Genomic DNA, 19,966 nt, shown 5'->3' on the forward strand with positions numbered 1-19,966 from the left:
GAACGATCGCATGACAAGCGCGCAATCGTTTCGGATGCACGTGAAAACAAGCAGTTGAAGCGGAAGCGCGAATCAAATCCTGAAGCCTGGTCGGCCGCTCCCGCGTCGTCTCACGCGGGCATCACCGTCCGGGGACCGGCGCCAATGCGGGCGCGTCCAGCCCCTGGAACGGATCGCGCCAGGCCTCGATCTCTTCGAGCCGGCGATACCAGCGCTCGATTTGGGGATAGTCGCCGAGCGGCAAGCGGGCGGCGTCGTTGAAGGGTAGGAACGTCGCCATGCGGAAATCGGCATAGGAGACCGAAGTCCCGGCCAGCCATGGCCGCCGGCCAAGTGCCGCCTCGAGGATCGGCGCCGTCCTGTGGAACTGTTCCAGTCCCTCCGCGACCTTTTCCGCGTCGATCGGCCCGATGCCATAGCGCTGCTTGGTGCCGCGCTCGAAATGCACGATGTCGCAGGCCCTGACGAACTCCTCCTTGCCCCAGCTCAGCCAACGGATCATCTCGGGTTCGTCGTCGCCCGCGCGCCAGAAATCCGAACCCAGGTCGCGCGAAAGCCGGCAGGCTATGGCGTCCGCTTCCCAGAGGCTCCCTCCAGGCCAGGCCAGCAAGGGCAGGGAAAGATTGGGATTGAGCGGACGGAACCGCTCCGCCTGCCCCGGCGCCATGGGCGAAGCGAATTCGAACGCGACTTTCGCCCCGAGGTGACGAGCCACCGCGACTCCCAGGCGCGGATTGGGGTTGCGGCTGAAGAACAGTTTCATCTCCGCGTCCGCCCCGTGCGGTTTCGGCCCGACCTTGTCACTCGCCATCGCCTCGCTCCTTGTTGCGGCATGCACGCCAAGGACGGATAGCGCCGATCGAATCCGACAATGCGGTCGCGACCGCAAGGACCGGTTTTGCGAAAAGTCCGGGTTGACCGCTTCCGGACGCGAGGCGACTATCCCTCTCGAAGCATGGCAATGGATCTCGAGGAGGATGAGCGATGGATGAGCCCGACCGCTGGCGCCACATGTCAAGCGCGCCCAAGGACGGCAGCCGGATCCTCGTCACGGTCCGGCCGTCCGAGCAGGGGCCGGCGGAAGTCGACCTCGCCTATTGGTCGGATGGCGACCAGTTCGGCGAAGAAGGCTGGCGCGCGTCGGACTCCTCGCCCGGCCGCATCGTCGAATATGCCGAGCCGGAGCTGAAATGCTGGATGCCGATGCCCTCGGCCAACCTCGCCCGCGCCTCCATGCCCTCGCCCTGGGAAGGCGACGACGCCCAGCAGCTGGACGGCTCGGGGATTTGAGGCACTGAAGCTGCTGATCTCCTGAGACGCCGGCGGGACAGCCCCCCTCTGCCCTGCCGGGCATCTCCCCCACAAGGGGGGAGATCGGCTGTCGCGAATGCTTTCGCCAATCTTCAACGTTGAAGAATGTAGCGCCGGAGCCAAAGCTGCCAATCTCCCCCCTTGTGGGGGAGATGTCCGGCAGGACAGAGGGGGGCGCCGTAGAGTAAAAACGTTGGTGACCAACTTCAGCATCAAGCCTCTCACACCATGCCACACACACCCTTGCCCCCAAGACACCGCGCTAACGCGAAATCGATGCGCAGGATCATGACCGATGCCGAACTAAAGCTCTGGAACGAGCTGCGTGCGCATAGGCTGATGGGCCTGGCTTTCGCAGGCAATTCCCCATCGCCGGCTACATCGTAGACTTCGCCTGCCCGGAGAAAAAGCTGATTGCAGAGGTCGACGGTTCACAACATGGCGACCCGGGTCTTGCCAATGCTGACGAGGCCAGAACCAAACGCTTGGAACAGGATGGCTGGATCGTCTTGCGCTTCTGGAATGACGATGTCATCCGCGACATATACAATGTCTGCCAGCATATCGTTATCGCGGCTGGTTTGGCAGACGCGCCCTGACAGGCTGGCGGGACAGCGCCCCCCTCTGCCCTGCCGGGCATCTCCCCCACAAGGGGGGAGATTGGCAGCTTTGGCTCCAGCGCCACATTTTTCAAAGTTGAAAATTGGCGAAAGCATTCACGACAGCCGATCTCCCCCCTCGTGGGGGAGATGTCCGGCAGGACAGAGGGGGGCGCCGTAGAGTAAAAACGTTGGTGGCCTCAAAACAAGAACGCCGCCGTCGCAGGGTTCGGCCCGACGCGGCCGTCGGCTGAATCCATGCCGCGGATGGCCTTCAGGTCCTGCGCGTCCAGTTCGAAATCGAAGACGTCGAAATTGGCCGATATGCGGTCCTGGTGGACCGATTTCGGGATGACGATCAGCCCTTCCTGGAGATGCCAGCGGATCATCGTCTGCGCCGCGGACTTGCCGTGCTTTGCGGCGATGCCTGCTATGGTCGCGTCGCTGAGCAGCCTGCCGCTGCCGAGCGGGCTCCAGCTTTCGGTGTGGATGTTGTGCCGGGCATGGAACTCCCTGATCTCGCGCTGCTGGAAACGCGGATGCAGCTCGATCTGGTTGACGGCTGGCGTGACGCCGGTTTCGCCGATGATGCGCTCCAGGTGATCCCGGTTGAAATTCGACACGCCGACCGATTTGATCCGGCCGGCTTTCTGCAGCTCGACCAATGTCTGCCAGGCCTCGACATATTTGTCCTGGCTGGGCACCGGCCAGTGGATGAGGAACAGGTCGATCTGTTCGATGCCGAGCTTGTCCATCGTATCCTCGAAGGCGCGCAATGCGGCATCGCGCTGGTGCGCGCCGTTGCGCAGCTTCGAGGTGATGAACAGCTCGCCTCTCGGCACGCCCGCGCTCCGGATCGCCTCCCCGACGCCCTTCTCGTTCTGGTAGCCTTCGGCGGTGTCGATCAGCCTGTAGCCGGCCTTGATCCCCCAACCCACCACCTTGGCGGTGATAGCGGGATCGACTTGCCACACGCCAAGGCCGAGCCGGGGAATGGTCGAGCCGTCGTTCAACGAAATCTGTTCAGGCATGGTCTGGTCCTCTGCGAAGATGGTCCAGCCTATCTAGGCCCGGCATCGGGCAACGGCCAGCCGGCGGCGGACAAATTGCCGAATCTGTGATCGACACAGACGATGCTCCTGTCGCTTGTCCGCAGGCGTCGGCACGTGAGCTCACCGCAAAGATCAGCCCTCATTTCGGTCGGCGCACGGTCCTCACCACGCCGCCCGGGCCGCCGCCGCAGAAGAAGCGGTCGCCGCCGTCGGATTCGAGCCCCGACACGCCCTTGCCGGGCGGCATGTCGAGCCGTTCCAGCACGTCTCCGTTCTCCGGGTCGACGCGCCGCACATCGCTCTGGTCGCCTTCCCAGGTGCCGTGCCACAGCTCGCCATCGACCCAGGTCACGCCGGTGACGAAGCGGTTGGATTCGATGACGCGCAGGATCGCCCCGGTCTCAGGGTCGATCTGGTGGATCTTGCGCTGGCGGTTCTGCCCCACCCACAACGTGCCCTCGGCCCAGGTGAGGCCGGAATCGCCGCCGCCGCCGGGCGCCGGAATGGTGGACAGCACCGCGCCGGTGCCGGGATCGATCTTCTGGATCCGGTCCTTGGCGAGCTGGTAGAGGTACTGGCCATCATAGGCCGTCCCGGCATGCGCGGCGACATCGATCGAGCGCACCGCCTGCCCGCTCTCCGGGTCGAAGGCGGTGAGCCCCTTGCCCGAGGCAAACCAGACGTTCTGCCCATCGAAGCTCACCCCATGCACGCTGTCCACGCCCGCAAAGGGGCCGTATTCACGCAGGATTTCGGCCGCCGCATGTTTCATGTCTTCATCCTCACCCTTGATCGTGTGATCCATTCCTAGCCGTTCGGCAACGGCGCCGGGAGTAACAAGGTGGTCGTGAAACCCGCCACCGGCGGCGTCATCCAGCGGCGCGCCCGGCCGTGGCCGAACCATTGCACCTTGCCGGTCTCGGCAAGCTGCTCCAGCGCGCGCTGCACGCTGCGCTGGCTGGATGCGAGCGCCAGCGCCAGTGCCGAGCTCGACCAGGCTTCGCCGTCGGCGAGGAAGGCGAGCACTGCCGCATGCCGCTCCTCGAGAGGCCGCGCCAGCACCACCACTTCGCCGCCCCGTTTCGGCGCCAGCGAAAAACCGCGCTTCGTCGCCTGGATGTCGGCCAGCCCGCGCAGCTCGGCGCGCAGCCGGCCGATCTCGACCCGCAGCCGGGCGCGATGCGATTCATCGGCGTGCCTGCCGCCGAAGGCCCTGGCGATGAGCGCCGCACGCGGCATGTCGCCGGGCCAGGCCTCGGCCAACGCGCGCGCCAGCGCAAACAGCACCGGGCGCGTCGCCAGAGAGGCCCGCGCCTCCTGTCTGCGCACGGCATAACGAAGACCGTCGACCACCAGCGCTTCCGATGCCTGCAAGGTCTCGACTTCCTCGAGCAGCAGCGGATGCTCCTGGCCGTTCGCGATCAGCCGCGCCGCCGGCGTTGCCAGCACCCGGAACGCGCTGTCGACCTCGGCCATCAGTCCGGGAATGCCGGCCCGCCATGCGGCGTGGCGGGCCCGCTCGAGTGCCGCGCGCGCGGTCTTCGTCCTGAGGCGCCGCATGGCGATGCCGGCGACGACCAGCTCGTGCGCGGCCCGCGAAGCCGGCGGAAACGGCGTCGCATCGAGCCCGGCCAGCACCTGCTCGGCCTCGTCGAGACGGCCGATCAGCAACAGGAATCGCACTTCCAGGTGCCGCGCATGCGCGGCGTTCAGCCGGTCGCCTTGCTTTTCCAGCGTCGCCCGCGCCGCGTCGAGCGCCTTGGCCGGCCAGCCGAGGTCGCGCGAAACCAGCGCGATCTCGGCTTCGGCGATGACGCATCTGGCGCGCGCCACCGCTTCCCTCGGCCCGAAGGTGCGCCCCGCCCGCCGCAGCAGAGCCCTGGCCCGGTCGAGATCGCCGAGCTGCGCCATGGCGATGCCGCGCAGCGCCAGCGCCGGCGCGTCCTCGCGCAACGCCACGCGGTCGAGCGCGCCGAGCGGATCACCCGCCGCCAGCAACAGCCCCGCGGCCGTGATCAGCGAATCCATCAAAATCCCGCCACGGCGAATCCCGCCATACTTGTAACTCTCACCATCCCGCTGTCCGGCGCTATGTCAGTCCCGTCACATCAAACCGGAACAGCGAGGCAAAAGCCATGACCAAGCAAATGCACACACCGCCGATCGTTTCCCAGCAAGCATGGGAGGCGGCGCGCCAGCAGTTGCTCGTAAAGGAGAAGGCGACGCTCCGCGCCAAGGATGCGTTGGCCGCCGAGCGCCGCCGCATGCCGTGGATGGCCGTCGAGAAGGACTACACGTTCGAAGGACCCAACGGAAAGGCGAGCCTGCTTGACCTGTTCGAGGGCCGCCGCCAGCTGATCGTCTACCGCGCCTTCTTCGAGCCGGGTGTGTATGGTTGGCCCGTTCACGCCTGCCGCGGCTGCTCGCTGGGCGCCGACCAGGTCTCCAACCTCGCTCATCTCAACGCCCGTGACACCACGCTGGCCTACGCCTCGCGCGCGCCGCAGGCCGACATTGCGCGGCTGAAGAAGCGGATGGGCTGGGCAATGCCCTGGTACACCATCACCGACAGCTTCGACAAAGACTTCGGCGTCGACGAATGGCACGGCCACAACGTCTTCATCCGCGACGAGGACCGCATCTTCCGCACCTATCTGATCAACAACCGCGGCGATGAGGCGATGGGCACCGTCTGGAGCTACCTCGATGCCACGCCGCTCGGCCGCCAGGAGATCTGGGAGGACTCGCCCGAAGGCTATCCGCAGACCCCGACCTACAAATGGTGGAACTGGAGCGACAATTACGACGCCGACACCGCGCCGGACAGGAAATGGGACGAAGTGTCTGCTGCCGGCGAGGCGGCGTTCCGCAACAAGGACGCCCAGTAGAGCCTGGCTAGAGCGCCGGCTCCACGCAAGCGCGGCCGGACGCTCTTCGCAAGGCGGCAGCTTTCCCAGGACTGCTGCTGCTTTCCGGGCTTGCGCCAATGCGCAACCGAGGAGAAAGACATGAGCGACATCCATACAGACGCCCGCCGCTGTCCCGATCAGGACGCGGCCCGCCTCGGCATCGCCGACTGGCTGGGCCTCGCCGCAGCGCCGATCTTCGCCCTGATGGCGCTGCTGGCCGGCATCTTCGGCGGCGATGCGGCGATGCTGTGCATGGGCACCTCTTCGCCGCTCACCGGCATGCCGGCCATGTACCTGCTGATGAGCGCCTTCCATCTGGCGCCTTGGCTGCGCGTGATTTCCAACAGGCAGGCGGGCCGGGAGAAAGCAAAGCGCTTGGAGAAAACTCTGCAAAAACAGAGCATTGCGCAAGCAGTTTGAATCGCCGATGCAACCCGTCGAGGAGAAGAACCATGACACGGACGAGTGATACGCACGGTCCCGACACACGGGAGCCGATCGAGGCGGAGCCGACACGGCGCGGCGACGAGCCGTCGCAACCCGCCAAGGGCTGCCCCTGGTGCACGCCCGAAAAGACCTGACGCTTCGACGGCGGAGCGGCGCGCCGCCCAGGCGCAATGAAGCCGGCCGTTCGCCCTGCTCATCGCCGCCAAGCGCGCTGGCTTTTACGTCGCGATGTCGTTGACAGGCAGCAATGGCGCGGGAAGGTCGACCTCGCCGAGCCCGGTCCGCATCTCGATCTCGATGTCGCGGCAGATCTGCGAAATCGGCACATCGTTGGCGTTGCCCTCGAAAGGGTTGGCGCTGCTCTCGCCGACCTGGTCGAGCGACATGTATGCCCAGCCCAGCAGCGTGCTGAACGGGATCGTCAGCCAGATCGCGATCGAGCCCAGCGCCCCGCCGAATTTGCCCATCTCAGCGAAGACCGGAACGACGCCGAACGGCAACAGCGTGCAGAAGATCATGACGAACATGGAACTGACGATGGCGTATTGGCGGGGATAGGGATTGTTCTTGATGCGGTCGCAGCGCGCCTGCTGGTCGTGGAAGTCGCGGATGAGTTTTGTCAGTTCGCCATAGATCTGCGGAGGAATCTTGGCATCCTTGAACAAGCCGTTGACCTGCACCGATTGCATTTCGAGCAAGGCGATCGCCGGGCGGGGCGATTTCAGGACGCCCTCGGTCTGCTCGGCCAGCAACGGCCGCAATTCGTCGGCAATCGAGCCCGTATCCTCCTGGACATGGTAACGCCGCCGGTATTCGATATTGGCGGCCCGCGCCATGGATTCCCATGGCATCGGCCGCCGCAGCGCGAAACGCAGCGCCGTCATCCAGGCGATGTGGCGATAGATGAGTTGCTTCGCTGTCGGGGCGTCGGTGAAGTCCCTGCAGAAATTGGACCACAACCGGCTGCTGGCCGTGATTTGCGCAAACGCCTGCAGCGCTTCACCGCTGCGGGTAAACACCTGCGAATTCTTGAAGCCGGCCACCAGTGACACCGTGGTGCCGAGCACCAGCACGACAGACCACGGCACCGAGAACCCGGCAAGTCCGGGAAAACGGTAGGCGGCCACCGCCAGTCCGCTCACCACCACCATGTAGATGACGCTGCGCCGCGACCAGAGCGCGAAATCCATCACCTTGTAGGAACGGCCCACATACATAAGATGCCCCCAAATCGCGGACGTGCCCGCTAGCCGCAGGCCAGTCTCCAGTCGCCCTCACCTAGCCTTGGCGGCGCCGAACCGCAATCCGTCCATCAGCAGCCGTACCAGCCGGCGCGAGCGATCGCGCCAATCCGGGGTGTCGGGCGCCGAATAGATGCCGCCCAGCGCGTGCAGCACGTCGGACGCGTCGACATCGCCACGGATGGTGCCCTCGGCCACCGCCGCCTCGACCAATTGCCGCAACGCCGCCGAGACCCGACCCGACGTGTCGGAATAGAGATTGGCATTCGCCGTCAACAGGATGCGCAGGCTGGTCGCAAGCCCTCGCTTGGTGGCGATATAGTCGACGAAGCGCCGCATCCATTCTTCCAGCGCCACGTCGGACGGATGCTTTGCCGCCAGTTCGCCGGCGGCCGCGCACAGCCCTTCCACCTCGCGGCGGTAGACCACCTCGACCAGGTGCTCGCGCGTCGGGAAATGCCGGTAGAGCGTGCCGATGCCGACGCCCGCGCGGCGCGCGATCTCCTCCAGCGAGGCGTCGATTCCGCGCTCGGCGAAGACCGAGGCCGCCACCTCGACCAGCCGGTCGCGGTTGCGCTGCGCGTCGGCGCGCAGCGGCTTGGCCTCTGCTGTCTTCTGGTCGGGGATGGCGGACGGCTCTGCGGCCAATTTTTTCTCCACTGTCGAAATATGGGGCTTGAACCCCATCGGGTCAGCCCCCACGTAATAAACGGAGGCGCCTCCGCTTTAGTGGAGCACCTTTATCATATAATCAGTGGAACCGGTATGTCACGTGCTGAAAGCTTGCAAGCCAAAGCCGATTTCCGTCAGGGACTGGTGAAGGCGCCGAAGAGCGTAATCTCCCCCCTTGCGGGGGGAGATCGGCCAAGCTGACCACATTGCGCCTTGCCCTTCCCCGCCCCGACACCACTTCATTTCCCTCAGCGTCAAGCAACTGGAGCCAGACGCCCATGACGAACACCACAATCCCCGTCCATCTCGATATCAACGGCCAGCCGCATACGCTGGACCTCGAACCGCGCGTCACGCTGCTCGACGCCTTGCGCGACCGCCTCGGCCTGACAGGCACCAAGAAGGGCTGCGACCACGGTCAGTGCGGCGCCTGCACGGTGCATGTCGACGGCGAGCGCGTGCTGGCTTGCCTGACGCTGGCGGCACAGGCCGAAGGCCGCACCGTCACCACCATAGAGGGGCTTGCACGGGAGGGCGAACTGCATCCCGTGCAGGCTGCCTTCCTCGATCAGGACGCCTTCCAGTGCGGCTATTGCACATCGGGCCAGATCATGTCGGCGGTCGCCTGCATCCGCGAGGGCCATGCCGGCTCCGATGACGAGATCCGCGAATACATGGCCGGCAATCTCTGCCGCTGCGGCGCTTATCCGCACATCGTCGCCGCCGTGCGCCAAGCAGCGCCGGAGGCCGCGTCATGAGGGATTTTTCCTATCTTCGCGCCAACTCCGTCGACGCCGCACGCCAGGCGGCCGCCCTGCCCGGCGCCATGCTGCTGGCCGGCGGCACGACGCTGATCGACCTCGCCAAATGCGGCGTCGCCGAGCCCGACAGCTTGGTCGACATCACCCATCTCAAGGGGCTGGACACCATCGAGATCGACGAGCGCGGCGCCGTCATCGGCGCGCTCGCCAGGATGAGCCATGTCGCCGACCATGCCGGCATCAAGGGCGGCTTTCCCGCTGTCTCGGAGGCGCTGTGGCAGGCGGCTTCGGCGCAACTCCGCAACATGGCGACCGTCGGCGGCAATCTGATGCAGCGCACACGCTGCCCCTATTTCCGCGATCCCTCGAATTTTGGCGCCTGCAACAAGCGCGAGCCCGGCAGCGGCTGTTCGGCGATCGGCGGCGTCACCAGGGGCCATGCGGTGCTCGGCACCAGCGAAGCCTGCGTCGCCACCTATCCCGGCGACCTCGCCACTGCGCTGGTCGCCTTCGATGCGGTGGTCCATCTCGGCGAACGCCGGGTCTTGGTCGACGACTTTTTCCTGCTGCCCGGCACCACGCCTCAGAAGGAACACGCGATCGAACCGGGCGAGATGATCACTGCCATCGAAGTCCCCGGATCCGCCGCCGCCCGCCGCTCGACCTACGTGAAGGTCCGCGACCGGCAGTCTTATGAGTTCGCCGCCGCCAGTGCCGCCGTCGGCCTCGACCTCGAGGCCGACGGGCGCACCGTCCGCGACCTGCGCGTCGCGCTCGGCGGCGTTGCCACGAAGCCCTGGCGGGCGCGCGCCGTGGAAGAGGCGCTGAAAGGCAAGGTGCTGGAGCCTGAGGCTGTCCGCGCGGCCAGCCTGCTCGCCGTCGAGGGCGCCGTCGACCATGGCGCCAACCACTACAAGATCGAGCTCGCGCCGCGCGTCGTGGCCAGAGCGATCCTCAAACTGGGAGAAGCGGCATGACCGTTCACATCGCAAGACATGGCGACGCCTCCGACGGCGTGCTGGCACAAGCCGTCGGAGGCCGGCTGTCGCGCGTCGACGGCCCGGCCAAGATCACCGGTGCGGCCAAATACGCCGTCGAACAGCAGCTCGAAGACCTGGCCTATGCCGTGCTGGTCGACAGCACGATCGCTTCCGGCAAGGTGCGCGCCATCGATACGGCGCAGGCTGAGGCGGCGCCCGGCGTGCTGCAAGTGCTGACGCCGGACACCATCATGGCCCTGAAAACCGCGTCGGACTGGTTCGGCACGCCCCCGCCCGACAAGCCTTATTGCCCGCTGGCGCGCGACATCAGCTTTTCGGGCCAGCATGTCGCCGCCGTGGTCGCGGAAACCTTCGAGCAGGCGGTCGCGGCAGCGGCCCTGGTCAAGGTCGACTATGACGAGACGCCGGCCATCGTCGACCTCAACGATGCCAAAGCCGGCGACGGCATTCCGATCGAGGCCATGACCAAGGAATGGGGCGACGCGCAGGCTGCCTTTGCGTCCGCCCCGGTCCGGATCTGCGCCGCCTACAACACGCCGCGCGAATACCAGGCGCCGATGGAGCCGCACGGCCTGATCGCCCGCTGGGAGGGCGACCGGCTCACCGTGTGGGAGCCGAGCCAATGGCTCGATGGCATGGCGCGCACCTATGCCGAATGGTTCGGTGTGCCGTTCGAGAATGTGCGGCTGGTCTCGCCCTATATTGGCGGCGGGTTCGGCTCCAAGGCGCTGGCGCTCGGCCACGGCGCGGTTGCCGCGAGTGCAGCCAAAATGCTCGGCCGGCCGGTGCGCCTGGTGATGACGCGCCCGCAGACCTTCACCGGCTATGGCGGCCGCGCCGCGACGCGCCAGACGGTGGCGCTCGGCGCGGATGCGGAAGGAAAAATCCAGTCGATCGTGCATCGCGGCGTCAATGAAACGTCGATCGATGGCATGTGGGTGGAGCCGTTGGCCTCGGTTACCTCGATCATGTACGCGACGCCGAACTTTTCGTCCCGGCAGAACGTCGTGCGGGTGAATTCCGTGGTGCCGGGCGCCATGCGCGCGCCGGGCGAGAACCCTTCGGCCTTCGGCATCGAAAGCGCCATCGACGAGCTCGCCTATGAGGTTGGCATCGACCCGCTGGAGATCCGGCTGCGGAACTATGCCGAGCAGGACCCGGAAGTGAAAAAAGCCTGGTCCACCAGGCAGTTGCGCGAGGCTTTTGCCACGGGCGCCGAGCGCTTCGGCTGGGCCAGGCGCTCACCGGAGCCGCGTTCGATGCGCGACGGCAACCAGCTGATCGGCTGGGGCGTAGCCGCCGGTACCTATCCGGTGCGGCGCGCCTATGGCGAGGCGATCGTGCGCATCCTGGCCGACGGCTCGGTGGAGGTCGAAAGCTCCTCGATCGACATGGGCCAGGGCACCTACACCATCCTGGCGCAGACGGCGGCCGAGACGGTGGGCGTGCCGGCCGACGACGTCGTGGTGAAGCTGGGCGATTCCCGCTTTCCCCGCGCCGGCGTCGCAGGCGGCTCGCGCCTGGCCGGCGTCATGACCGGTGCCGTCTACAAGGCCGCGACCTCGGCGCTCGACCAGTTGGTCGGGTTGGCGATCAGCGACCCGCGCTCGCCCTTCCATGCGCTGCAGGCCAACACGCTGGTCGTCGCCAATGGCCGCATCACCGCACCGCGTGGCGACGGCCCCGATGTGTCGATCGCCGAGCTCCTCAAAAGCGTCGGCCGCGATCGCATCGAGGCGACAGGCGATACCATGCCGGCCAATTCGAGTGCCGAGGACCGCTACAGGAACTACACCACCATCGCCATGGCGCTGCCGCACACCGAAGGCGACTATTCCCGCCACTCCTGGTGCGCGCATTTCATCGAGGTCCGGGTCGACGAGGATTTCGGCACCGTGCGGGTCTCGCGCGTCGTGTCGGCGCTGGATTCGGGACGGCTCTACAATCCGAAGCTGGCGGAAAGCCAGTGGAAGGGCGGCATCATCATGGGCATCGGCCAGGCGTTGCTGGAAGAAGGCATCATCGACCGCCGCCACGGCCGCATCGTCAACAACAACCTCGCCGACTATCTGGTGCCGACCAATGCCGACATTCCCGACATCGAGGTGATTTCGGTCGGCATCCCCGACCCGCACTCCTCTGTGCTCGGCGGCAAGGGCGTCGGCGAACTGCCCATCGTCGGCGTGGCGCCGGCGATCGCCAACGCGGTGTTCCACGCGACGGGGAAAAGGGTGCGCGACTTGCCGATCACGCTGGAGAAGCTGATCTGAGCGGTGGAAGCGAGTAATCTCCCCCCTTGAGGGGGAGATGGCCGGCAGGCCAGAGGGGGGCGGCCAGGCGCGATCCCGGCGAGCGAGCGCTTCGCGCCGGAGCCGCTCTGGAGGCGGTGAGCCGATCTCGCGCTGCGGACTACGCCTTCAGCCTCAATGCGCTGCCAGGGGCGTGCCTATGTCCGAGACGAGCTTGACGAGGTCGGCTTGGCGTCTCGTCCCGGTTTTGGCGAAGATACGATTGAGGTGTGTCTTCAAGGTGTTTTCGCCGATGCCGAGCGACAAAGCGCTCTTCGACGCCGACAATCCGCTGCCGATCCGCAGCAGGACCCGCGCCTCCGCGGGCGTAAGGTCGAACAGCGTGGTCAGGACGGCCTCTGGCAGAGGAGAAGCCGACGTCGTGGTCGATATAAAAACAGCCGCGCATGCCGGCCGGAAAGCCGCGCGCGCGGTTCCTTCGGTCAGCGGCAGCACATAGGCGACGGCGGGCGGCCGGCCTGGGGCCGAGACCGGCAGTCCTATGCCCCGGGCGCCAAGCGAAGCATCCGCGTTCGCGGCGCTGGCGATCGCTTCCAGCAGGGCGCGGGCGACCGCCGGATTCTGCGCCTGGAGCAGGCCGTTCCTGGAAAGAATCGGACCTTGCGCCGACAACATCCGTTCGGCAGCGCCATTGGCATGGAGGATGGCCCCGTTGGCGCCGGCAAGCACGACAGGCACTGCGAGATTGTCGAGCGCCTGGCGGTAAAGGCTGGCGGTAACGCGAGCCTGGTCGAGCAGGTCTCCGATCAGGGAAGCACGGCGCAGATGCGGCGAGAGCAACGCGAGGAAATGTTGGTCTTCGGCTGATATGATCCCCCTGTCGGCCCATGTGGTGCAACCCATGAGCCCGATCCGGTCCGATGTGTGGACGAACTTGGTGATGCAGGCTTCGCGCAGTCCCTGAGGTTTGGCCCAGTTCTGAAAAAATGCCGTCTGCCCGAGTTCGGCTTCGCTCATCAGCGACAGCGTCGCGACAGGCGTGTCGACATCGCCGACGACCGCCGTCTTCAAACCGGGAATTGCGTCAAAGTCATAATCCTGGAGCACGCGCATTTGCACGGGATCCCAGGGCGATTGAGCGGCGAAGCGGCCATGACTGTCGGCGGTGCTGGCGAGCGCGATGGTTGTATAGGCCGCGTCCATGGCGGTCGTGATCCGGGTCATGACGCCGGCCCAGCCTTCCGGGTTCAAAACGCAATCGTAAATATCGCCGATAATGGAACCAAGAACTTCGCTGCTCAGCCTCTCCACCACGCCTCCAGACACACTGCGATCTCGCCTCGGATAATTTTGTGGCGTCATACTTTTGGATGACGCCACTCCTGGCCGATCTCGATTAGGATTCAACTCGATTGCTTGACGCCAGCCGCCACTGTTGCCGGTTATTCTGCCGATTGAAAGTATGGCGATCGGTATTTTTTAAGCGCGGATACTTTATCGAGGTTTTCCATTGTCGCGAAAGACGGTGTTTTCATCGGCTCAGTTGCCGCCGCATCTTGGCGAACGCGAGCGATTTTCCCTGTGGCAGGACATCCACGTCGCGGAAATATGGTCGGTGGAATACGGCATATCGGAAAACCTGCCCTTCGAGGCCTCGATCGAAGCCACGGCTGTCGGTTCACTGGTTCTCGGCCAGATGTCCGGAACGATCAAGCAGGCGACAAGGAAGGCGAGCAACATCGCCGAGGACGACAATGACGGCTATTTGCTGTTGATCAACAAGGCCGACACCCTCTTGTCGGGCGTGCAGGTCGGCCGCGAATATGCCGTCGGTCGGGGAGAAGCGGTCCTCGTCACGGCCTCGGAGGCGCTGAAAATGACCGGTGCCGACAGCAATATCTGGACCAATGTGGTGGTCCCACGCGCGGTCCTCATGCGCGCCTTCCCGCAGATCGACGACCGGCTGGGGTTGAAGATCGGCGCCGACAACGAAGCCCTCGATCTTCTCAAGCGCTATTGCGAGCTTCTTGAAAGCGGCAGCCCGCTCGCCTCGGCCGATCTCATAACCCATGCGACGGACACGATCGTGGACCTGATCGGCCTTGTGACCGGGGCGAAAGGCCGGGCTGCCGAATTGGTCGGTCTTCGCGGCCTGCGCGCCGCCAGGCTGGAGGCGATCCTGGCAACGATTGCCGAGGACTTCGCCGATCCTGGCATCTCCGCCCAAGGTGTCGCGCAACAACTCGCCCTGTCGGCGCGCTACGTCCATGATCTCCTTCAGGAAACGGGAGTGAGCTTCTCCGAGCGCGTTCTCGAGCTGCGGTTGCAGAGCGCCCACAGGATGCTTTCTCAGAGACACAGCGACATGCGGGTCAGCGATATCGCGATGACGAGCGGGTTCAGCGATGTATCGTATTTCAATCGCTGCTTTCGTCGCCGTTTCGGCTACACGCCGACCAGCGCCAGATAGGATTGCGGCATTTTCTGTGGCCGGCCCTGGCGCGGGGTCCGATTCTCTCTTTGAGAGGCCGGTGGAGCGGCGCCTGCGCGCTCGTGGCGCAGAACTGCCACAGTGCGCGCAAAAGGCACGGCTTTTCGCTCCAGTCCAATTCCAGTGCGGCCCTGCCCAAGACAAGCCCGGGCTCCAATGACATGTCAGCCTCAGGGTGAAACGACTGTCATGTCAGGGGTTTGGATGCCGCAGAACACATTTGCAGGCCGCAAGGCGACGGGGATGAAGTATCTGTTGCTGGCTTCGACCGCGCTGGTCGGTCTTGGTCAGCCGCTCACCGCGGCGGCAGCCGAGATCTGGACCGGTGCTGCCTCCACGAACTGGTTCACGGCCGGAAACTGGACCCCAGCGTCGGTGCCGACAGCGGCCGATAATGTCACTATCAACACAAGCGCCGTCAACCCGACTGTCATCAACGGCGCAAATGCTTTTGCCGCCGGTGTCACCATAGCAAATGGCTCTTCCTCGACCGGTGATCTGACCATTTCGAATGCCGGCACTCTGACCAGCCAAGACGGTACATTGGCATATTCGGCAACCGCCAATGCATCGGCAACGATCACCGGCGTCGGCTCCTCGTGGAGTACTTTCGCTAGTTTCGCCCTTGGATATGGCGGCACCGGCACGCTGAACGTTGCCAGCGGCGGTGTTATGAATGATGGCAGTAGTTTTGTCGGTTATAATTCCGGCTCCGTTGGAACGGCCACGGTCGACGGCACCGGGTCGCAATGGAACAGCGCGGGCAATCTCTATGTCGGTTTCGGCGGCACCGGATCGGTGACGGTTTCAAATGGCGGCCTGTTGTCGGATGATCTTGCCAATATTGGCGGGAGTTTCTCGGCCTCCGGCACCGTTTTGGTGACGGGGCTAGGCTCGGCCTGGACGAATGCTTCCCAGGTAACTGTCGGCGATCAGGGCACCGGATTTCTGGACATCTTCAGCGGAGCAACGGCGACGGATGTGACCGGCGTTGTCGCCGCGAATGCCGGCTCTCACGGCACGGTCAATGTCTCCGGCACGGGGTCGACATGGACAAACAGCGGGAACCTGACGGTTGGACAGACTGGCACGGGCGCGATGATCGTTTCCGCCGGCGGCAAGGTGACCGACAGCGTAGGCACAATTGCCAAGAATTCAAACTCCACGGGTACGGTCATCGTCGACGGCACGGGCTCGACCTGGACCAACGCTTCCCACCTGTTCATCGGCGATCAGGGCACCGGTACGCTGACGGTTTCGAACGGCGGCAAAGTCAGCAACCTGAGCGGCATTTTGGGTAACCTGGCGGGTTCCAGTGGCACGGCAACCGTCGATGGCGTTGGATCCACCTGGGCCAACGCCGCGCTCGCGGTCGGCAACGGGGGTTTCGGCACGCTGACGATAACAAATGGCGGCAAAGTCACCAGTTCGGTGGGATATGCGGGCTATGCCGCGGGCTCCACTGGCACGGTGGCGGTCGACGGTAACGGATCGTCCTGGACAAACACTTCCAACCTGTTCATCGGCGACCAAGGCCAGGGTGCGCTCACAATCTTGGGCGGCGGCGCGGTCAGCAGCGCCATCGGCACGATCGGCGCGCTGACGGACTCTATCGGCTTCGCGACGGTCACCGGTTCCGGCTCGACCTGGACCAACAGCTCGGATCTATTCGTCGGCGATAGCGGCAGCGGCACGCTCTTGGTTGGGAGCGGCGGCGTGGTCAGCAACGCCTCGGGGAATATCGGCGCGAAAGCAGGTTCGACCGGTTTCGTGTTCGTCGACGGCGCCGGCTCGACCTGGACCAACAGCTCCAACCTGGCTGTGGGCGATTTCGGTACCGGAACACTGGCGATCTCCCACGGCGGGGTCGTCAAGAACAGCTCGGCGGTCATTGGCGCGAAAGCAGATTCGACCGGCACTGTGTTCGTCGAAAACGCCGGCTCGACCTGGACCAACAGCTCGGACCTGATCGTTGGCGATCAGGGCACGGGTACGCTGGCGGTCTCGAACAAGGGCGCGGTCAGCAATCAGAACGGCATTTTAGCCAACGTTGCCGGCTCCACCGGCACGGCAACGGTCGACGGTATAGGCTCGACCTGGGCCAGCGTAGCTCTTGTTGTCGGTTCCGCCGGCACCGGCGAACTGAACATCCTCAACGGCGGCGCGGTCAGCAGTGGCCTGGGCTTCGTTGGTTTCGATTCGGGTTCCGCCGGCACGGTGACGGTCGACGGCACGGGATCGACCTGGACAAACAGTTCCAACCTGTTCGTCGGCGATCAGGGTACCGGCACGCTGAATATCTCGAACGGCGGCAAGGTCAGCGATACCACAGGCTATGTGGGCACATTGTCGGGCTCGACCGGCACGGTAACGGTCGACGGTGGGGGGGCGGCCTGGAACAACAGCTCGGACCTGTTCGTAGGCGGTTTCGGCACGGGTACTCTGACGATCTCGAACAGCGGCACGGTCAGCAATGGCTGGGGCTATGTCGGCTACATTGCCGGTTCGACCGGCATGGCGGCGGTTGACGGCGCGGGATCGAAGTGGACGAACAGCGGGGACCTCTATGTCGGAGGCTTTGGCACGGGCACGGTGACGGTTTCGAACGGCGGCATGGTCAGCAATGGCTTGGGCTTGATTGGCTACGCCGCGGGTTCGCTCGGCACGGTAGCGGTCGACGGTGCCGGCTCGATTTGGGCAAACAGTTCGAACCTGAGCGTCGGCGACCAAGGTACGGGCACGCTGGCGATCACCAATGGCGGCACCGCCAGCAACCAGACCGGCTATTTGGGCAAGGCTGGGGGTTCCACAGGCATCGCCACCGTTGATGGGTCGGGTTCGCACTGGATCAATTTCTCGGACCTGCGCATCGGCGATTCCGGCACGGGCAAGTTGACGATCTCGAACGGCGGCAGCGTCGTCAACCTGGTGAGCACCGTGGGCTCCGCCGCGGGCGCCATCGGCTCGGTGACAGTCGACGGCGTCGGCTCGGTTTGGGCCAACAATGCTTCCCTTTATCTCGGCGAAGACGGCACCGGCACGCTGGCGATCTCAAACGGAGGTATCGTCACCAGCGCTGCTGGCTATCTGGGCTTTGACGCCGGGGCCCTGGGCACGGCAATCGTCAGCGGCGCAGGCTCAAGCTGGACCAGCAGCAACCTCCTTCAGGTCGGTCAGGGTGGCACGGGATCATTGACCGTCTCGAACGGTGGCAAGGTCGCCAACACCGATGGCTATCTGGGCTTTTATGCCGGGTCCATCGGCATGGCCAACGTCAGCGGCGCCGGCTCGACATGGGCCAGCAGCGGAGATCTCGATGTCGGCGTTAGTGGAACAGGCACGCTGACGATTGCCAATGGCGGCGCGGTGTCGAGCGGCGGCGTGGTCAACATCGCCGCCATGGCGGGCTCCGTCGGCACGCTCAACATCGGTGCGGCGAGCGGATCGCCAGCGGCGGCCGCGGGCACGCTCAATGCGACTAGCGTCCAGTTCGGGCCGGGCGCGGGTGCGATCAACTTCAACCACACCGACACGAACCACGCCTTCGCGTCGGCGATCGGTGGCGCAGGCACGATCAACCAGATCGCCGGCGCGACGAACCTCACCGCCGATTCGAGCGGCTTCACCGGTGCCACCAATGTGGATGGCGGGCGGCTGGCCGTGAACGGTTCGCTGGCCAACTCGCTGGTGACGATCTTCGGCGGCATATTGGGCGGCAACGGCACGGTGGGCGGCGTCATGGCGCGGTCGGGCGGCATCATCGCCCCCGGCAATTCGATCGGTACGCTCCACGTCGCCGGCAATCTCGACCAGGCGGCCGGCTCGATCTACCAGGTCGAGCTGACCTCGACCGGCCAGTCCGATCTCATCCACGCGACGGGCACGGCGACCATCGCCTCCGGCGCGATCCTCCAAATGCTCAAGACGGACGCAGCGCCTTACGTGCCGGGCACGCATTACACGGTTCTGCAGGCCGACGCGGGCGTCATCGGCACCTACACAATCAGCGGACTGGGCCTTTTCACCGGCCTTTACGCCAATTACGATCCGACGCATGTCTACATCGACGCAGTGCAGGCAAAGTCCTTCGCCGATGTCGGCCTGACGCCAAACCAGATCGCCACCGGCGGTGGTGCCGAAAGTCTTGGCAGCGGCAATCCGCTGTTCGATGCCATATTTGCTTTGCCGAGCGAAGCAGCCGCCCAGGACGCCTTCGACCAGCTTTCCGGGGAAATCCATGCCTCGGCCAAGGGCATGCTGCTTGAAGACAGCCGCTTCGTCCGCGACGCCGCCAGCAATCGCATTGCTGCTGCCTTTGGCGATGGCGGCGCGGCGGCGCTGCCGGTCATGGCCTATGGCGAGGGTGGGCCGGAAATGGTGGCGGCCGATACCGACCGCTTCGCCGTCTGGGGCCAGGTGTTCGGTTCGTGGAGCAACACCGACAGCGACGGCAATGCCGCCGCCTTCGATCGCTCGACCGGCGGCCTGCTGGCCGGCGCCGACACTTTGGTCGGCGGCTGGCGTGTCGGCGTGCTCGGCGGCTACGGCCATTCCTCCTTCGATGCCGACGACCGCGATTCGTCAGGCAAGAGCGACAGCTACCATCTCGGTCTCTATGGCGGCACGAACTGGGGCGCCATCGCCTTCCGCAGCGGTGCAGCCTATAGCTGGAGCAGCATCTCGACCAGGCGCTCGGCTACTTTCAACGGCTTTGCCGATCAACTGTCGGCGGACTACGACGCCGGCACCGCGCAAGCGTTCGGCGAACTCGCTTACAAGGCTGATGCCAGTGGCTTCCATTTCGAACCCTTCGCCAACCTCGCCTATGTCAGCGTGCACACCGACGGCTTCACCGAAACGGGTGGTGCCGCGGCGTTGACCAGCGCCAGCACAAGAACCGACGCCACCTTCACCACGCTCGGCCTTCGCGGCGCGACCGACTTCGCGCTTGGCGGCATCGATGCCACCGCTCGCGGCATGCTCGGCTGGCGTCACGCCTTCGGCGATGTCACGCCGACCTCCGCCTTCGCCTTCGCCGGCGGCGATCAATTCACCATCGCCGGCGTGCCGATCGCCAGGGATGCCGCGGTGATCGAGGCCGGCCTCGATCTCAACATGTCGGCCAATGCGACGCTCGGCTTGTCCTATACCGGCCAGTTCGGCAGTGGCACGGCCGACCAGGGCGCGAAGGTCGATCTGGGCGTGAAGTTCTGAACGACGGTGGCGAAACCGG

At 65.3% G+C, this 19,966-nt stretch carries 16 protein-coding genes and 1 pseudogene; 10 read left to right on the forward strand and 7 right to left on the reverse strand.

The window, feature by feature from the left end:
• Window positions 1-121 precede the first annotated feature (121 nt).
• Window positions 122-763 carry a glutathione S-transferase family protein gene (locus tag FJ979_RS17540; RefSeq protein WP_140582685.1) on the reverse strand — a complete coding sequence of 214 codons (642 nt, stop codon included), beginning with the start codon at window positions 761-763 and terminating at the stop codon, window positions 122-124.
• Window positions 764-984: 221 nt separating this feature from the next.
• Between FJ979_RS17540 and FJ979_RS17545 the strand changes: the two genes are divergently transcribed.
• Both FJ979_RS17545 and FJ979_RS17550 read left to right on the forward strand, forming a co-directional pair.
• Window positions 985-1,290, forward strand: a complete 306-nt coding sequence (locus tag FJ979_RS17545) for a hypothetical protein (protein WP_140500102.1) — start codon at window positions 985-987, stop codon at window positions 1,288-1,290.
• 249 nt (window positions 1,291-1,539) lie between these two features.
• Window positions 1,540-1,910: pseudogene (locus FJ979_RS17550) on the forward strand (endonuclease domain-containing protein).
• Between the two features lie 200 nt (window positions 1,911-2,110).
• Here FJ979_RS17550 and FJ979_RS17560 read toward each other — a convergent pair.
• The 3 genes from FJ979_RS17560 to FJ979_RS17570 all read right to left on the reverse strand — a co-directional run bounded on the left by FJ979_RS17560 (window position 2,111) and on the right by FJ979_RS17570 (window position 4,990).
• Complete coding sequence (locus tag FJ979_RS17560) at window positions 2,111-2,941, reverse strand: aldo/keto reductase (RefSeq protein ID WP_140582434.1); 831 nt, start codon at window positions 2,939-2,941, stop codon at window positions 2,111-2,113.
• A gap of 160 nt (window positions 2,942-3,101) precedes the next feature.
• A complete protein-coding gene (locus tag FJ979_RS17565) occupies window positions 3,102-3,734 on the reverse strand; it encodes a glutamine cyclotransferase (RefSeq protein WP_140521471.1) in 633 nt (210 codons plus the stop codon).
• Between the two features lie 35 nt (window positions 3,735-3,769).
• The gene (locus FJ979_RS17570) at window positions 3,770-4,990 is read right to left on the reverse strand and encodes a helix-turn-helix domain-containing protein (RefSeq protein WP_140521470.1); all 1,221 of its coding nucleotides are present in this window, start codon (window positions 4,988-4,990) and stop codon (window positions 3,770-3,772) included.
• Window positions 4,991-5,097: 107 nt separating this feature from the next.
• Here FJ979_RS17570 and FJ979_RS17575 point away from each other — a divergent pair, with 107 nt between their 5' ends.
• The 3 genes from FJ979_RS17575 (at window position 5,098) to FJ979_RS33350 (ending at window position 6,452) form a co-directional block, all read left to right on the forward strand.
• Window positions 5,098-5,850 carry a DUF899 domain-containing protein gene (locus tag FJ979_RS17575; protein WP_140582437.1) on the forward strand — a complete coding sequence of 251 codons (753 nt, stop codon included), beginning with the start codon at window positions 5,098-5,100 and terminating at the stop codon, window positions 5,848-5,850.
• 120 nt (window positions 5,851-5,970) lie between these two features.
• The gene (locus FJ979_RS17580; RefSeq protein WP_140561118.1) at window positions 5,971-6,291 is read left to right on the forward strand and encodes a hypothetical protein; all 321 of its coding nucleotides are present in this window, start codon (window positions 5,971-5,973) and stop codon (window positions 6,289-6,291) included.
• 32 nt (window positions 6,292-6,323) lie between these two features.
• The gene (locus FJ979_RS33350; protein WP_263486928.1) at window positions 6,324-6,452 is read left to right on the forward strand and encodes a hypothetical protein; all 129 of its coding nucleotides are present in this window, start codon (window positions 6,324-6,326) and stop codon (window positions 6,450-6,452) included.
• 84 nt (window positions 6,453-6,536) lie between these two features.
• Here FJ979_RS33350 and FJ979_RS17585 read toward each other — a convergent pair whose 3' ends face one another.
• Window positions 6,537-7,535 (reverse strand): bestrophin family ion channel, encoded by a 999-nt coding sequence (locus FJ979_RS17585; protein ID WP_140556442.1) that lies wholly within the window; start codon window positions 7,533-7,535, stop codon window positions 6,537-6,539.
• Between the two features lie 57 nt (window positions 7,536-7,592).
• The gene (locus tag FJ979_RS17590) at window positions 7,593-8,207 is read right to left on the reverse strand and encodes a TetR/AcrR family transcriptional regulator (RefSeq protein WP_140500115.1); all 615 of its coding nucleotides are present in this window, start codon (window positions 8,205-8,207) and stop codon (window positions 7,593-7,595) included.
• A 302-nt stretch (window positions 8,208-8,509) separates the two neighbouring features.
• On the opposite strand from FJ979_RS17590, the gene FJ979_RS17595 reads away from it, so the two are divergent.
• From FJ979_RS17595 to FJ979_RS17605, 3 genes are read left to right on the forward strand one after another with little or no spacing between them, the layout of a single operon-like run.
• Complete coding sequence (locus FJ979_RS17595) at window positions 8,510-8,989, forward strand: (2Fe-2S)-binding protein (protein WP_140582440.1); 480 nt, start codon at window positions 8,510-8,512, stop codon at window positions 8,987-8,989.
• Window positions 8,986-9,969: a xanthine dehydrogenase family protein subunit M gene (locus FJ979_RS17600; protein ID WP_140582443.1), complete on the forward strand. Its 984-nt coding sequence runs from the start codon at window positions 8,986-8,988 to the stop codon at window positions 9,967-9,969. Before FJ979_RS17595 ends, FJ979_RS17600 begins: the two co-directional genes overlap by 4 nt.
• Entirely contained in the window at window positions 9,966-12,263 is a 2,298-nt protein-coding gene (locus tag FJ979_RS17605; RefSeq protein WP_140582446.1) for a xanthine dehydrogenase family protein molybdopterin-binding subunit, read from the forward strand. Before FJ979_RS17600 ends, FJ979_RS17605 begins: the two co-directional genes overlap by 4 nt.
• 153 nt (window positions 12,264-12,416) lie before the next feature.
• Here the strand turns inward: FJ979_RS17605 and FJ979_RS17610 are convergent, their stop codons facing one another.
• On the reverse strand, window positions 12,417-13,466 hold the full coding sequence (locus tag FJ979_RS17610) for a helix-turn-helix transcriptional regulator (RefSeq protein ID WP_224620083.1): 1,050 nt from the start codon (window positions 13,464-13,466) through the stop codon (window positions 12,417-12,419).
• Between the two features lie 286 nt (window positions 13,467-13,752).
• Here FJ979_RS17610 and FJ979_RS17615 point away from each other — a divergent pair, with 286 nt between their 5' ends.
• Window positions 13,753-14,712, forward strand: a complete 960-nt coding sequence (locus FJ979_RS17615) for an AraC family transcriptional regulator (RefSeq protein WP_140582452.1) — start codon at window positions 13,753-13,755, stop codon at window positions 14,710-14,712.
• A 225-nt stretch (window positions 14,713-14,937) separates the two neighbouring features.
• Window positions 14,938-19,947 carry an autotransporter domain-containing protein gene (locus FJ979_RS17620; protein ID WP_181181785.1) on the forward strand — a complete coding sequence of 1,670 codons (5,010 nt, stop codon included), beginning with the start codon at window positions 14,938-14,940 and terminating at the stop codon, window positions 19,945-19,947.
• The last annotated feature ends 19 nt before the right edge of the window (window positions 19,948-19,966 follow it).

This window comes from Mesorhizobium sp. B1-1-6 (assembly GCF_006443035.1).
Classification (GTDB): domain Bacteria; phylum Pseudomonadota; class Alphaproteobacteria; order Rhizobiales; family Rhizobiaceae; genus Mesorhizobium.

Coding starts and splice junctions, on each gene's coding strand:
- FJ979_RS17540 (WP_140582685.1), bottom strand. CDS start 763: ATGAAACTGTTCTTCAGCCGCAACCCCAATCCGCGCCTGGGAGTCGCG.
- FJ979_RS17545 (WP_140500102.1), top strand. CDS start 985: ATGGATGAGCCCGACCGCTGGCGCCACATGTCAAGCGCGCCCAAGGAC.
- FJ979_RS17560 (WP_140582434.1), bottom strand. CDS start 2,941: ATGCCTGAACAGATTTCGTTGAACGACGGCTCGACCATTCCCCGGCTC.
- FJ979_RS17565 (WP_140521471.1), bottom strand. CDS start 3,734: ATGAAACATGCGGCGGCCGAAATCCTGCGTGAATACGGCCCCTTTGCG.
- FJ979_RS17570 (WP_140521470.1), bottom strand. CDS start 4,990: ATGGATTCGCTGATCACGGCCGCGGGGCTGTTGCTGGCGGCGGGTGAT.
- FJ979_RS17575 (WP_140582437.1), top strand. CDS start 5,098: ATGACCAAGCAAATGCACACACCGCCGATCGTTTCCCAGCAAGCATGG.
- FJ979_RS17580 (WP_140561118.1), top strand. CDS start 5,971: ATGAGCGACATCCATACAGACGCCCGCCGCTGTCCCGATCAGGACGCG.
- FJ979_RS33350 (WP_263486928.1), top strand. CDS start 6,324: ATGACACGGACGAGTGATACGCACGGTCCCGACACACGGGAGCCGATC.
- FJ979_RS17585 (WP_140556442.1), bottom strand. CDS start 7,535: ATGTATGTGGGCCGTTCCTACAAGGTGATGGATTTCGCGCTCTGGTCG.
- FJ979_RS17595 (WP_140582440.1), top strand. CDS start 8,510: ATGACGAACACCACAATCCCCGTCCATCTCGATATCAACGGCCAGCCG.
- FJ979_RS17600 (WP_140582443.1), top strand. CDS start 8,986: ATGAGGGATTTTTCCTATCTTCGCGCCAACTCCGTCGACGCCGCACGC.
- FJ979_RS17605 (WP_140582446.1), top strand. CDS start 9,966: ATGACCGTTCACATCGCAAGACATGGCGACGCCTCCGACGGCGTGCTG.
- FJ979_RS17610 (WP_224620083.1), bottom strand. CDS start 13,466: ATGACCCGGATCACGACCGCCATGGACGCGGCCTATACAACCATCGCG.
- FJ979_RS17620 (WP_181181785.1), top strand. CDS start 14,938: ATGCCGCAGAACACATTTGCAGGCCGCAAGGCGACGGGGATGAAGTAT.